6 protein-coding genes, 4 tRNA genes, 3 rRNA genes and 1 riboswitch are annotated in these 13,624 nt (G+C 53.8%); of the genes, 2 read left to right on the forward strand and 11 right to left on the reverse strand.

Features of this window, described 5'->3' with window-relative positions; all coding sequences use genetic code 11:
- Positions 1-120 precede the first annotated feature (120 nt).
- The gene (locus CLM71_RS22890; protein ID WP_105233026.1) at positions 121-1,353 is read right to left on the reverse strand and encodes an MFS transporter; all 1,233 of its coding nucleotides are present in this window, start codon (positions 1,351-1,353) and stop codon (positions 121-123) included.
- A gap of 332 nt (positions 1,354-1,685) precedes the next feature.
- Between CLM71_RS22890 and CLM71_RS22895 the strand changes: the two genes are divergently transcribed.
- Positions 1,686-3,206, forward strand: coding sequence for a YifB family Mg chelatase-like AAA ATPase (locus CLM71_RS22895; RefSeq protein WP_105233027.1), 1,521 nt, complete (start codon positions 1,686-1,688; stop codon positions 3,204-3,206).
- A 27-nt stretch (positions 3,207-3,233) separates the two neighbouring features.
- Here CLM71_RS22895 and CLM71_RS22900 read toward each other — a convergent pair whose 3' ends face one another.
- Entirely contained in the window at positions 3,234-3,572 is a 339-nt protein-coding gene (locus CLM71_RS22900; protein ID WP_105233028.1) for a DUF413 domain-containing protein, read from the reverse strand.
- Between the two features lie 120 nt (positions 3,573-3,692).
- On the opposite strand from CLM71_RS22900, the gene hdfR reads away from it, so the two are divergent.
- Positions 3,693-4,520, forward strand: coding sequence for an HTH-type transcriptional regulator HdfR (gene hdfR, locus CLM71_RS22905; RefSeq protein WP_105233029.1), 828 nt, complete (start codon positions 3,693-3,695; stop codon positions 4,518-4,520).
- Positions 4,521-4,718: 198 nt separating this feature from the next.
- Here hdfR and CLM71_RS22910 read toward each other — a convergent pair.
- The 9 genes from CLM71_RS22910 to btuB form a co-directional block, all read right to left on the reverse strand.
- Positions 4,719-4,794 (reverse strand) — tRNA-Trp (locus CLM71_RS22910).
- A gap of 51 nt (positions 4,795-4,845) precedes the next feature.
- Positions 4,846-4,922, reverse strand: a tRNA-Asp gene (locus CLM71_RS22915).
- A gap of 91 nt (positions 4,923-5,013) precedes the next feature.
- Positions 5,014-5,129: ribosomal RNA gene (gene rrf, locus CLM71_RS22920) — 5S ribosomal RNA — on the reverse strand.
- 106 nt (positions 5,130-5,235) lie between these two features.
- Positions 5,236-8,143, reverse strand: a 23S ribosomal RNA gene (locus CLM71_RS22925).
- Between the two features lie 207 nt (positions 8,144-8,350).
- Positions 8,351-8,426, reverse strand: a tRNA-Ala gene (locus tag CLM71_RS22930).
- Between the two features lie 129 nt (positions 8,427-8,555).
- A tRNA-Ile gene (locus tag CLM71_RS22935) sits at positions 8,556-8,632 on the reverse strand.
- Between the two features lie 74 nt (positions 8,633-8,706).
- Positions 8,707-10,248 (reverse strand): 16S ribosomal RNA (locus CLM71_RS22940).
- Together the 16S, 23S and 5S rRNA genes with 4 tRNA genes alongside form the textbook arrangement of a ribosomal RNA operon.
- Before the next feature lie 374 nt (positions 10,249-10,622).
- On the reverse strand, positions 10,623-11,486 hold the full coding sequence (gene murI / locus CLM71_RS22945) for a glutamate racemase (protein ID WP_105233030.1): 864 nt from the start codon (positions 11,484-11,486) through the stop codon (positions 10,623-10,625).
- Positions 11,431-13,299, reverse strand: coding sequence for a TonB-dependent vitamin B12 receptor BtuB (gene btuB / locus CLM71_RS22950; RefSeq protein ID WP_105233031.1), 1,869 nt, complete (start codon positions 13,297-13,299; stop codon positions 11,431-11,433). Before btuB ends, murI begins: the two co-directional genes overlap by 56 nt.
- 67 nt (positions 13,300-13,366) lie before the next feature.
- Positions 13,367-13,581: riboswitch (cobalamin riboswitch) on the reverse strand.
- Positions 13,582-13,624: the final 43 nt, after the last annotated feature.

Genomic DNA, 13,624 nt, shown 5'->3' on the forward strand with positions numbered 1-13,624 from the left:
ACTGTGCTCGTTTCGAACTAATGTCTACAGAGTTACCATAGTCATACTCGATATGACAATACTTTTTTTGCGTTATTATTCTACGCAATCTGGTCATACCTCGAACAAAGTGCTGTATTTTCAAACGTTAACATGTACAGGCGGCGATTCGGCCGCGCCGGACAACGCCTTGCCGCGCGTGTCTTTACCAAACATCACCAGCAGAGTAATCACGATGGCCACCGTACCGGCGATGATCGCCATCGCTAAACCGTAGTTATGGCCATGGCTTTCCGCGATGCTCGCCTGCAGCGTCGCATTCACCGAGGCAATCAAATTACCCAGTTGATAAACAAACCCCGGCAGTACCGCACGCGTGTTGGCAGGCACCAGCTCATTCAGGTAAGTCGGCACCACGCCCCAGGCACCCTGCACCATAAACTGCATCAGAAACGCGCCGATGCCTAACATCAGCGAACCACTGGCAAACGCCCACAGCGGGATCACCGGCAATGCCAGCAATGCAGCGATGACAATGGCTTTTTTACGGCCGATCTTTTCCGACAGCACGCCAAAAAATACGCCGCCGATAATTGAGGCGATATTGTAGCTAATCGCGATGATACTGACGGTTTTTGGATCGAAACCGTGCTGAACTTTCAAGAACGCCGGGTACATATCCTGCGTGCCGTGAGAGAAGAAATTAAACGCCGCCATCAGCGCGACCAGATAAATACACAGTTTCCAATGCTGCTTCAGCACCGGCAGCAGCGCGGTGCTTTCTTTGCGCTGACGCGCTGCCAGCCACACCGGCGACTCCTGCACGCAATAGTAAATAAACGGCAGCAGCAAGATCGGCGCCGCGCCGATCACAAACATACCGCGCCAGCCCAGCAGCTCGAACAACGTGCCGTACACCACCGCCGCCAGCAAATAACCGAACGGGTAACCCGCCTGAAAAATACCGGACATCAGGCCGCGTGAACGGTCAGGAATGCTTTCCATCGCCAGCGAGGAGGCAACGCCCCAGATGCCGCCCATGGCAACGCCGTACAGCACGCGCAGCAGCAGGAAGATGGTCAGCGAAGGCGCGGCGGCAGACAGCAGCTCAAACACGGAGAAGAACACAATGTTCAGCATCAGGATTGGCTTGCGCCCATATTTTTCCGCCGCTCGGCCAAACAGCAGCGCACCGATCGGCCGTACGGCCAGCGTCAGCAGAATCGCCAGCGTGACCTCTTCCATACCGACGTGGAAAGCCTCGGCAATATCGCTGAGCAGAAAAACCAGAACAAAGAAATCAAAAGCATCTAGCGTCCAGCTGGCAAAGCTGGCGATGGCTGCATTGCGTTGCAACGACGTCCAACCAAACATAACGTTATTCCTACCATAGAGTACAAAGTGAATGGGATTCAACGGCAGTCGCCGCGGAGCGGGTGACGGTCGGGGATTGTGTTGATTAAGTGTTTTTTATTTTAATCAATTGTTAAATACACCCATTAACTCTCTGGTTGCAACTTGGTTAGCCTGCTAATTTGTTGCATCATTCATGGAATTGTTAACCAGTATTGCCACACAACTCGCAAAAACCATGTATCTCAATGAAATAATTAACATTAATCTGAATTAACGACGCAATTTCACCAATCATGCCCTGCATTCGCGGCCAGGGAAGCGCATGCTGCCAGCCTGAGTAAGGAGGCTCTATGTCATTGGCGGTTATTTTTACTCGGGCTACGCTGGGCGTTCAGGCACCGTCGGTGACGGTTGAAGTTCATATCAGCAACGGATTGCCCGGATTAACGTTGGTCGGCCTGCCGGAAACCACGGTCAAGGAAGCAAGAGATCGGGTACGCAGCGCGTTGCTCAACAACGGTTTTACCTTTCCTGCAAAACGCATTACCGTCAATCTGGCGCCGGCGGACTTGCCCAAGGAAGGCGGGCGCTACGATCTGCCAATCGCCCTGGCGATCCTTGCCGCTTCAGAACAGATCCCAACCGATCGGTTGGCAAAACACGAATTTCTCGGCGAGTTGGCGCTGTCTGGCGCACTGCGCGCCGTCAGCGGCGCCATTCCTGCGGCGATTGCTGCGCAGCAAGACGGCAGAGGGCTTATATTGCCCGAGGAAAACGAGGGCGAAGTTGGCCTGCTACCGGATGAGGGAACACGCGTTGCGGCACACCTGCTAGCCGTCTGCGCCTTTCTGCAGGGCCAAGGCGAGCTGGCGCTTGCCGAGCCACCTGCCGCTCTGTTCAACGCCTGCCAGGGCGACCTGCAGGATATTATTGGCCAGGAACAGGCCAAGCGGGCGCTGGAGATCGCCGCCGCCGGCGGGCATAACCTGCTGCTGCTCGGCCCGCCAGGCACCGGCAAAACCATGCTGGCAAGCCGCCTGCCGGGGTTATTACCGCCGTTAACCGACCAGGAAGCGCTGGAGAGCGTTGCGGTGGCCAGTCTGCAGCATCAGTCTGCCGGCAAGCTGCCGTGGCGCCAGCGGCCATTCAGGGCACCGCATCACAGCGCATCCATGGCTGCGCTGGTCGGCGGCGGTTCTCTGCCGCGCCCAGGGGAAATATCCATGGCGCACAACGGCGTGCTGTTCCTTGACGAGCTGCCAGAGTTTGAACGGCGCACGCTGGACGCCCTGCGCGAACCTTTGGAGTCGGGAGAAATTGTCATCTCGCGCGCCAGCGCCAAAGTCTGCTTTCCGGCGCGAATTCAGCTGATAGCCGCCATGAATCCCAGCCCGACAGGCCACTATCAGGGCATGCATAACCGTACCCCGCCGCAGCAGATACTGCGCTACCTGGGGCGACTTTCCGGGCCGTTCCTCGACCGGTTCGACTTATCGATCGAAGTCCCCTTACTGCCACCCGGCACGCTGAGTAAACAACAACAGATAGGGGAAAGCAGCCAGCAGGTGCGCCAGCGGGTCATGGCGGCGCGGGAGCGGCAATTACAGCGTGCCGGCAAGATTAACGCCATTCTCGATAAGCCCGAGGTGGATCGCGATTGCTCACTGAGTGATGCAGACGCGCACTACCTGGAAACGACGCTGCTTAAGCTGGGGCTATCCGTGCGTGCCTGGCACCGCATTCTGAAGGTCGCACGCACGCTGGCCGATTTAGCGGGAGAAAAACATATCGCCCGTCACCATCTCAGCGAAGCGTTAGGCTACCGGAGGATGGAGCGTCTGCTGATCCAGCTACATCGCAGCCTGGAATAAAAAAATGGGGCCGAAGCCCCATTCTTTTTAATCATCGCTGTCGGTGTAATCTTCCACCGCATCAGCCTGTGGCTTACCGCCGGACAGAGTATGGAATTTTTTCGGGCGACGCGTGCGTGCCAGATACTTGGTCCATACTTTTTCCTGCTCGGTAACCGGCTCGCGTTCACCGCGGCACACTGCGACGAACAGCTGTTCTTCTTCAGTGGCTGGCTGGCGTTTCCCTGCATCCAACTCATTGAACGCATAGCCGAAACGCTCTAGCAATTGCGCTTCTTTAATGGTGAAATCGCCGTGACGGGAGAACCCGCGAGGGTAGTGTTTATTATCAAAAAAACGATTAGTCGTGGTGAAACTATCCGCCATCTGACACGCTCCTAATTCTCTTATGGCCGTGCTGTTTATGGCGCGGAGTATTAGATAGGCTTGACAGCGTGTAAAACAAAACATTTAAATCTTAACGACAAAAAAATTTTGGAGAAAGGCGTGGATACCGAATTACTGAAAACCTTTTTGGAGGTCAGTAGAACGCGTCACTTTGGCCGAGCCGCAGAATCTCTGTATTTAACGCAGTCGGCAGTCAGCTTTCGTATTCGTCAGTTGGAAAATCAATTAGGTGCGAATTTATTCACCCGCCACCGCAATAATATTCGTCTGACGCCGGCCGGAGAACGTCTGCTGCCCTACGCAGAAAGCCTGATGAACACCTGGCAGCTGGCCAAAAAAGAAGTTGTACGGTCGCCTCAGCATAGCGAACTGTCGATCGGCGCTAGCGCATCATTATGGGAAGCCTATCTGACTCCGTGGCTGCAGTCGCTTTACCAACAGCGTGAGACATTACAGCTGGAAGCACGCATCGCATTACGGCATTCGTTGGTAAAACAGCTGCACGAAAGACAGCTCGATTTACTGATTACCACCGAGCCGCCCAAAATGGATGAATTAACCAGCCAGCTACTGGGCAACTTTTCGTTACGACTCTTTTCCTCATCGCTACGCGATCGACAGGCGCCAATGCCCTATATCAAACTGGAATGGGGTGCGGATTTCCATCAGCAGGAAAGCCGAATGTTGGACGCGGAGACCGTACCGGTTCTGACTACCACATCTGCGCATCTGACGCGCCAGCTGCTGGAAACCACCGGCGGCTGCGCCTTTTTGCCAAGCCAATGGGAAAAGGAGTATCCGAACTTGATCGCCAACGCAGAAGCGCCAAGTATTACGCGCCCGCTATATGCTGTTTGGCTGCAAAACAGCGATCAACAGCCGCTTATCCGTCAACTGCTAAAAATACCTTTAAATACCGCAGCATGAGGCGCCACAGCCGTTTTAATTTTTCAATGGTAGGGGTAAGTCTGCATCAATCAAAAAGGCCTCTATGGCCTTTTAAGCGGCAATAAAGCCACTCGCCAATTTATAGGCGCATCATCATCGCAAAAAGAGTTAACGTGAAGGAAAAATGGCGGGAGTAAAAAGCAAAAAACCCTTCGCTTGCGCAAAGGGTTTTTAATATGGCAGGGGCGGAGAGACTCGAACTCGCGACACCCGGTTTTGGAGACCGGTGCTCTACCAACTGAGCTACGCCCCTAAATCGTGCTTACCATTATGCCCGCTTGTCAGCAGGCATAATCTAAATAAGTGGCGGAACGGACGGGGCTCGAACCCGCGACCCCCTGCGTGACAGGCAGGTATTCTAACCAACTGAACTACCGCTCCACCGATTCTGTTACGTTGCTTTTTTCAAAGCAGCAAGGCTTCTTCTGAGCCTTGCAATTATCAGGCGTCACTCTGATAACGTTTATTTGATGCCTGGCAGTGTCCTACTCTCGCATGGGGAGACCCCACACTACCATCGGCGCTACGGCGTTTCACTTCTGAGTTCGGCATGGGGTCAGGTGGGACCACCGCGCTATTGCCGCCAGGCAAATTCTGTTTCAATCAACCCGCAACGTTTCCACGCCGCCAGTCAATCCAATCTCGGAACTTCACTGAAAATCAAATCGCGTCTCTAAAACACCTTCGGTGTTGTAAGGTTAAGCCTCACGGTTCATTAGTACTGGTTAGCTCAATGCATCGCTGCACTTACACACCCAGCCTATCAACGTCTTAGTCTTAAACGTTCCTTCAGGGGCCTTAAAGGCCCAGGGAAGACTCATCTTGAGGCAAGTTTCGCGCTTAGATGCTTTCAGCGCTTATCTTTTCCGCACTTAGCTACCGGGCAATGCCATTGGCATGACAACCCGAACACCAGTGGTGCGTTCACTCCGGTCCTCTCGTACTAGGAGCAACCCCTCTCAATCTTCCAACGCCCACGGCAGATAGGGACCGAACTGTCTCACGACGTTCTAAACCCAGCTCGCGTACCACTTTAAATGGCGAACAGCCATACCCTTGGGACCTACTTCAGCCCCAGGATGTGATGAGCCGACATCGAGGTGCCAAACACCGCCGTCGATATGAACTCTTGGGCGGTATCAGCCTGTTATCCCCGGAGTACCTTTTATCCGTTGAGCGATGGCCCTTCCATTCAGAACCACCGGATCACTAAGACCTGCTTTCGCACCTGCTCGAGCCGTCACTCTCGCAGTCAAGCTAGCTTATGCCTTTGCACTAACCTCACGATGTCCGACCGTGATTAGCTAACCTTCGTGCTCCTCCGTTACTCTTTGGGAGGAGACCGCCCCAGTCAAACTACCCACCAGACACTGTCCTCACCCCCGATTAGGGGGCCGAGTTAGAACATCAAACATTAAAGGGTGGTATTTCAAGGTTGGCTCCATGCAGACTGGCGTCCACACTTCAAAGCCTCCCACCTATCCTACACATCAAGGCTCAATGTTCAGTGTCAAGCTATAGTAAAGGTTCACGGGGTCTTTCCGTCTTGCCGCGGGTACACTGCATCTTCACAGCGAGTTCAATTTCACTGAGTCTCGGGTGGAGACAGCCTGGCCATCATTACGCCATTCGTGCAGGTCGGAACTTACCCGACAAGGAATTTCGCTACCTTAGGACCGTTATAGTTACGGCCGCCGTTTACCGGGGCTTCGATCAAGAGCTTCTGGTTACCCATAACCCCATCAATTAACCTTCCGGCACCGGGCAGGCGTCACACCGTATACGTCCACTTTCGTGTTTGCACAGTGCTGTGTTTTTATTAAACAGTTGCAGCCAGCTGGTATCTGCGACTGGCTTCAGCTCCATCCGCAAGGGACTTCACCTACGCGCCAGCGTGCCTTCTCCCGAAGTTACGGCACCATTTTGCCTAGTTCCTTCACCCGAGTTCTCTCAAGCGCCTGGGTATTCTCTACCTGACCACCTGTGTCGGTTTGGGGTACGATTTCGTGTTACCTGGAGCTTAGAGGCTTTTCCTGGAAGCTTGGCATCAACTACTTCTGCACCGTAGTGCATCGTCATCACGCCTCAGGGTTAATAAGCAACCGGATTTACCAGGTCACTCCCCCTACACGCTTAAACCGAGACAACCGTCGCTCGGCTAGCCTAGCCTTCTCCGTCCCCCCTTCGCAGTAACACCAAGTACAGGAATATTAACCTGTTTCCCATCGACTACGCTTTTCAGCCTCGCCTTAGGGGTCGACTCACCCTGCCCCGATTAACGTTGGACAGGAACCCTTGGTCTTCCGGCGTGCGGGTTTTTCACCCGCATTATCGTTACTTATGTCAGCATTCGCACTTCTGATACCTCCAGCATGCCTCGCAGCACACCTTCAACGGCTTACAGAACGCTCCCCTACCCAACAACGCATAAGCGTCGCTGCCGCAGCTTCGGTGCATGGTTTAGCCCCGTTACATCTTCCGCGCAGGCCGACTCGACCAGTGAGCTATTACGCTTTCTTTAAATGATGGCTGCTTCTAAGCCAACATCCTGGCTGTCTGTGCCTTCCCACATCGTTTCCCACTTAACCATGACTTTGGGACCTTAGCTGGCGGTCTGGGTTGTTTCCCTCTTCACGACGGACGTTAGCACCCGCCGTGTGTCTCCCGTGATAACATTCTTCGGTATTCGGAGTTTGCATCGGTTTGGTAAGCCGGGATGGCCCCCTAGCCGAAACAGTGCTCTACCCCCGAAGATGAGTTCACGAGGCGCTACCTAAATAGCTTTCGGGGAGAACCAGCTATCTCCCGGTTTGATTGGCCTTTCACCCCCAGCCACAAGTCATCCGCTAATTTTTCAACATTAGTCGGTTCGGTCCTCCAGTTAGTGTTACCCAACCTTCAACCTGCCCATGGCTAGATCACCGGGTTTCGGGTCTATACCTTGCAACTAGACGCCCAGTTAAGACTCGGTTTCCCTACGGCTCCCCTATTCGGTTAACCTTGCTACAAAATATAAGTCGCTGACCCATTATACAAAAGGTACGCAGTCACACCACGAAGGTGCTCCCACTGCTTGTACGTACACGGTTTCAGGTTCTATTTCACTCCCCTCGCCGGGGTTCTTTTCGCCTTTCCCTCACGGTACTGGTTCACTATCGGTCAGTCAGGAGTATTTAGCCTTGGAGGATGGTCCCCCCATATTCAGACAGGATAACACGTGTCCCGCCCTACTCATCGAACTCACGACCTGTGCATCTTCGTGTACGGGACTATCACCCTTTACTGTGCGACTTTCCAGACGCTTCCACTGACACACAAGCCGATTCAGGTTCTGGGCTCTTCCCCGTTCGCTCGCCGCTACTGGGGGAATCTCGGTTGATTTCTTTTCCTCGGGGTACTTAGATGTTTCAGTTCCCCCGGTTCGCCTCATGCCACTATGTATTCATGACATGATAGTGTGTCGAAACACACTGGGTTTCCCCATTCGGGTATCGTCGGTTATAACGGTTCATATCACCTTACCGACGCTTTTCGCAGATTAGCACGCCCTTCATCGCCTCTGACTGCCTAGGCATCCACCGTGTACGCTTAGTCACTTAACCTCACAACCCGAAGGTGTCTTTCGACATCGTCGCGTTGCTACATTTGAGAGACTCTATGACAGGTTACTCCTCATCCCAAACTTCTACGGGGGACAAGTTTCAGCTGCCATGTTTCAATTTTCAGCTTGTTCCAGATTGTTAAAGAGCAAAATACTTCGCAGCATACTGTTGCCAATATACTCTGAAGTATTGATTTTCGGACTTATATGGTGGAGCTAAGCGGGATCGAACCGCTGACCTCCTGCGTGCAAGGCAGGCGCTCTCCCAGCTGAGCTATAGCCCCATATAATCGCGTGCAATACCTTTGTTATTACCAACTCGTAAAGAGTTAATTCTTTCTTAGGCAAGGCATGCGACCGGGAAGTTTACTTTGGTAAACGACCGAGAGCATAACGCAGCATAAGGAAGAATTTGGTAGGCCTGAGTGGACTTGAACCACCGACCTCACCCTTATCAGGGGTGCGCTCTAACCACCTGAGCTACAAGCCTATAAAGGTATTTCTGCTCGTTACTTTTTCATCAGACAATCTGTGTGGACACTGCACAGTCAGGATATCTTTAGGTAAGGAGGTGATCCAACCGCAGGTTCCCCTACGGTTACCTTGTTACGACTTCACCCCAGTCATGAATCACAAAGTGGTAAGCGCCCTCCCGAAGGTTAAGCTACCTACTTCTTTTGCAACCCACTCCCATGGTGTGACGGGCGGTGTGTACAAGGCCCGGGAACGTATTCACCGTAGCATTCTGATCTACGATTACTAGCGATTCCGACTTCATGGAGTCGAGTTGCAGACTCCAATCCGGACTACGACGTACTTTATGAGGTCCGCTTGCCTTCGCAGGTTCGCTTCTCTTTGTATACGCCATTGTAGCACGTGTGTAGCCCTACTCGTAAGGGCCATGATGACTTGACGTCATCCCCACCTTCCTCCAGTTTATCACTGGCAGTCTCCTTTGAGTTCCCGGCCGAACCGCTGGCAACAAAGGATAAGGGTTGCGCTCGTTGCGGGACTTAACCCAACATTTCACAACACGAGCTGACGACAGCCATGCAGCACCTGTCTCAGAGTTCCCGAAGGCACCAAAGCATCTCTGCTAAGTTCTCTGGATGTCAAGAGTAGGTAAGGTTCTTCGCGTTGCATCGAATTAAACCACATGCTCCACCGCTTGTGCGGGCCCCCGTCAATTCATTTGAGTTTTAACCTTGCGGCCGTACTCCCCAGGCGGTCGATTTAACGCGTTAGCTCCGGAAGCCACGCCTCAAGGGCACAACCTCCAAATCGACATCGTTTACGGCGTGGACTACCAGGGTATCTAATCCTGTTTGCTCCCCACGCTTTCGCACCTGAGCGTCAGTCTTCGTCCAGGGGGCCGCCTTCGCCACCGGTATTCCTCCAGATCTCTACGCATTTCACCGCTACACCTGGAATTCTACCCCCCTCTACGAGACTCTAGTCTGCCAGTTTCAAATGCAGTTCCCAAGTTAAGCTCGGGGATTTCACATCTGACTTAACAAACCGCCTGCGTGCGCTTTACGCCCAGTAATTCCGATTAACGCTTGCACCCTCCGTATTACCGCGGCTGCTGGCACGGAGTTAGCCGGTGCTTCTTCTGCGAGTAACGTCAATGTAATGCCGTATTAAGACACTACCCTTCCTCCTCGCTGAAAGTGCTTTACAACCCGAAGGCCTTCTTCACACACGCGGCATGGCTGCATCAGGCTTGCGCCCATTGTGCAATATTCCCCACTGCTGCCTCCCGTAGGAGTCTGGACCGTGTCTCAGTTCCAGTGTGGCTGGTCATCCTCTCAGACCAGCTAGGGATCGTCGCCTAGGTGAGCCATTACCCCACCTACTAGCTAATCCCATCTGGGCACATCCGATGGTGTGAGGCCCGAAGGTCCCCCACTTTGGTCCGAAGACATTATGCGGTATTAGCCACCGTTTCCAGTGGTTATCCCCCTCCATCGGGCAGTTTCCCAGACATTACTCACCCGTCCGCCGCTCGCCGGCAAAGTAGCAAGCTACTTTCCGCTGCCGCTCGACTTGCATGTGTTAGGCCTGCCGCCAGCGTTCAATCTGAGCCATGATCAAACTCTTCAATTAAAAGCTTGATTCGCTAAGTTAATAGCTGTTGCTCAAAGATTTACTGCATGAATTTTACTTCAGTTAGTCACTCTTCAAGACTTGATATTTTTTTGCATCCGAGGATGCTGGATATCGTCTTGTGAGTGCCCACACAGATTGTCTGATAAATTGTTAAAGAGCATCGCCGGAGATAATTCTCATTGGCGCGGGCTGCGTATACTACGCTTTTCGCCCGGAGAGTCAAGCGTTTATTTCGCTTTCTTCTCGCTGACCCGGCGGCTTGTCAGTCGTTGTTCCCGGTCAGTGGAGGCGCATTATAGGGAGTTCTCAGAACGCCGCAACCCCTAATTTCAAAAAACTTTTCAACCGTTGAACATTTAATCAAAATGGCGTTAAAGCGGCAGTTTTTTCAGCGATTTGAGGCCGTAACCCTGTAAAACGGGCAATAAAGCATCAGTATCTTCATTTAACGCCAGACAGTAGGCAAGATTGTCATCCTGCGTCGATACCAAATTTTCCTGCGTTGAGATCAACCAGGCGGTACGACGGGCAATCGCCGCACCGGAATCCACCAGCCGCGTCCCTTCCGGCAGCACCTGCATCAACTCATCCGCTAATAGCGGGAAGTGGGTGCAGCCCAACACGACCGTGTCCGGCGGTTCGCGCATGCTCAGCCAAGGCTGCAGAATTTTCTTCAGCACCGGCAGCGGCACCTCTTCGCCATGCAGTTTCGCCTCCGCCAGCTCTACCAGCTCGGATGAGCCCAGCAACTCAATTTGGCAGTCGGTGGCAAAGCGGGCGATCAATTCACGGGTATAGGCGCGCTGCACGGTGCCGCGCGTTGCCAGCAGCCCGACGCTGCCATTAACCGTCAAACGGGCGGCGGGCTTGATAGCGGGAACAACGCCCACCACCGGAAACTCGAAGCGTTCACGTAAAGCGGGTAAGGAAACGGTACTGGCGGTGTTACAGGCAATAATCACAATCGCCAGAGGGTGTCGCTGCTGTACTGCGCCGACAATCTCCAGCACGCGTTCAACGATAAATTCCTCGGACTTCTCACCATAAGGAAAGGCCACATTATCGAAAGCGTATATATAGTGGAGATCCGGCAACAGCTGCCGAACCTCCTGATACACCGACAACCCGCCGACGCCGGAATCAAATACCAGCACCGTCGGGCGCGGCGCAGCGATGGAATTAGAAGGTATAGCTTCCGGTGAGGTAGTACTCTCTCCCTGGAGTAGCGTAGCCATATGCCGTCTCATAATCTTTATCAAACAGGTTGGCAATTCTACCACGAACTGTCAGATGTGATGTGACCGGATACGACACCGCGAGATCCCACAGGCTGACGCCGCCGAGCTTCACGCTGCGCGCCGGGTAACCGCTGTAGTCTTTATCGTAACGTTGTCCCAGGTAATGATAGGTCACCGCCCAGTCCAAATCGTATATCTGCCAGTCCAGCTCATACTTTACCTGCTGTTTGGCGCGACGCGGCAGCAACTCATTGGTTTTGGCATTGCGCGCATCCACATAGTCGTAACCCAACTGATGGGTTAACGGACCGGTATCAAACGATGCGGTAGCCTCAACGCCCTTAATTCTCGCCTTGCCGATGTTGTAATAACGGTAAGTCACCGGATCGCTGTCAATCAGGTTATCAACGTCATTACGGTAAGCAGATACATGCCAGCTCACCGGCCCGCTCACCCCTTCAAAGCCGCCTTCCCACTGTTTACTCTCTTCCGGCTTCAGGGAGCCGTTGCCATAAAAGTCGCTGTACAGCTGCCCCATATTCGGCGCTTTAAATGCGGTGCCGTAAGAGGCGATAAACCGGTAGCCTTCCACAAATTCCCACGCGGCACTGGTCTGCCAGGTACCATGCCAGCCAAACTCGCTGTTGTCGTCGCCGCGTACCGCCGCTTCCAGCGTTACCGGGCCAAGCAGCTGCTGGCCGGTCAGGTACAGTCCGGTATTGCGCTGGCTTTTTTCTTCCGTCACCGAGGCGGTGTTCGGTTTGATTTTTTGATTCTGCCAGTCAGCGCCGGCGCTCAGCGTCCCCTGCCCTAGCCGCCATGTATTTCCCCACTGCAGATTGTATTGCTCAACATCATCCAGCCGCGCTGAACTTGCATATTGCCCAAGGCGCGGATCGTAGTTGTAATCTTTGCTGTGGCTGTAACTACCTACCAGTTGGGTGGCGTAAATACCCTGCTGATAGCGCACACCGCTGTCCCAGGTCTGGCTGTACAATTTACGCGTGTCCACCAGCGCCGCGCCGGGTGAATAATAGCCGTCATACGCCGTGCGGTTGTCATAACCATAGCCACGGAAGAAGCCGCTGAGCCGTTCATTAAACTGGTGCTGAACCGAGCCATACAGCGACTTGCTCATAAAGCCATCGCGGTCCTGTTGGCTTTGCAGCCCGGTACTGCCGTAGGCGACAACGTCATACCCTTTGGTATAGGTATAGTTGCCGGCCAGGGTGGCGACGGTATTCTCCCCCAGTGGCTGCTGAGTCGCAGCGTCATAGGCCTGATAGCCGTTGCTGCCAACGCCGGCAGACAGCGTGGTGCCGTTCTTTTCACGGGTGGTGATAATGTTGACCACGCCGCCGATAGCGTCGGAACCGTACACCGCCGAACGCGGGCCACGAATATATTCCACCTTCTGCACCAGCGAGAGAGGAATTTGGCTCAGATCGGAAGAACCGCTGACGCCGGCCTGATTCAGGCGAATACCGTCGATCAGCAGCAGTACATGGCTGGAGTTGGTGCCGCGGATAAACAGTGAACTGTTCTGCCCCATACCGCCGTTCTGCGCGATATCTACCCCCGGCAGACGACGCATCACGTCGGTCAGGCTTTTGGCCTGCCAGCGATCGATATCATTGCGGGTGACCACCGAGGTCGGCGCCAATACGGAAGAAACAGGTTGCGGGAAGCGGTTGGCCGACACCACCAGATTCTCGCCGTTGTTATTGATTGCTGCGTTGTCTTGCGCCCAGACGGAAAAAGCCGTGACGGAGGAAGCCACCGCCAGCAGCGTATTTTTTATCGTTATCATGAGAAAAGCATCCAAACTTAATTGGCGGATGCCGCAGATCCCTGGCCGAGATTCGCGCCGTTCAGGGTAGTTGCGACGTAATACCGGCAGGTCTTCGGGCTTGGGATTTGCCGGTGGCAGAAAACCGCCGACACCGGGCGATGACTTCCCGTCCTGCAGATGGACAGTGTCTGCGTGAATACGCTATCGCCGTGACTTCCCCATACCGCTGCGCGCCAGCTCCGGATTCTCACCGGATTCCCTTTTAACTCGCTGCTTGAGGCCGGACGGCAATGCTACGATCAATGTAAATGGATGTCTAGACTGCCAATCTGGGCAACAACAT

This window comes from Serratia sp. MYb239 (assembly GCF_002966855.1).
Taxonomy (GTDB): Bacteria; Pseudomonadota; Gammaproteobacteria; order Enterobacterales; family Enterobacteriaceae; genus Serratia_B; species Serratia_B rhizosphaerae.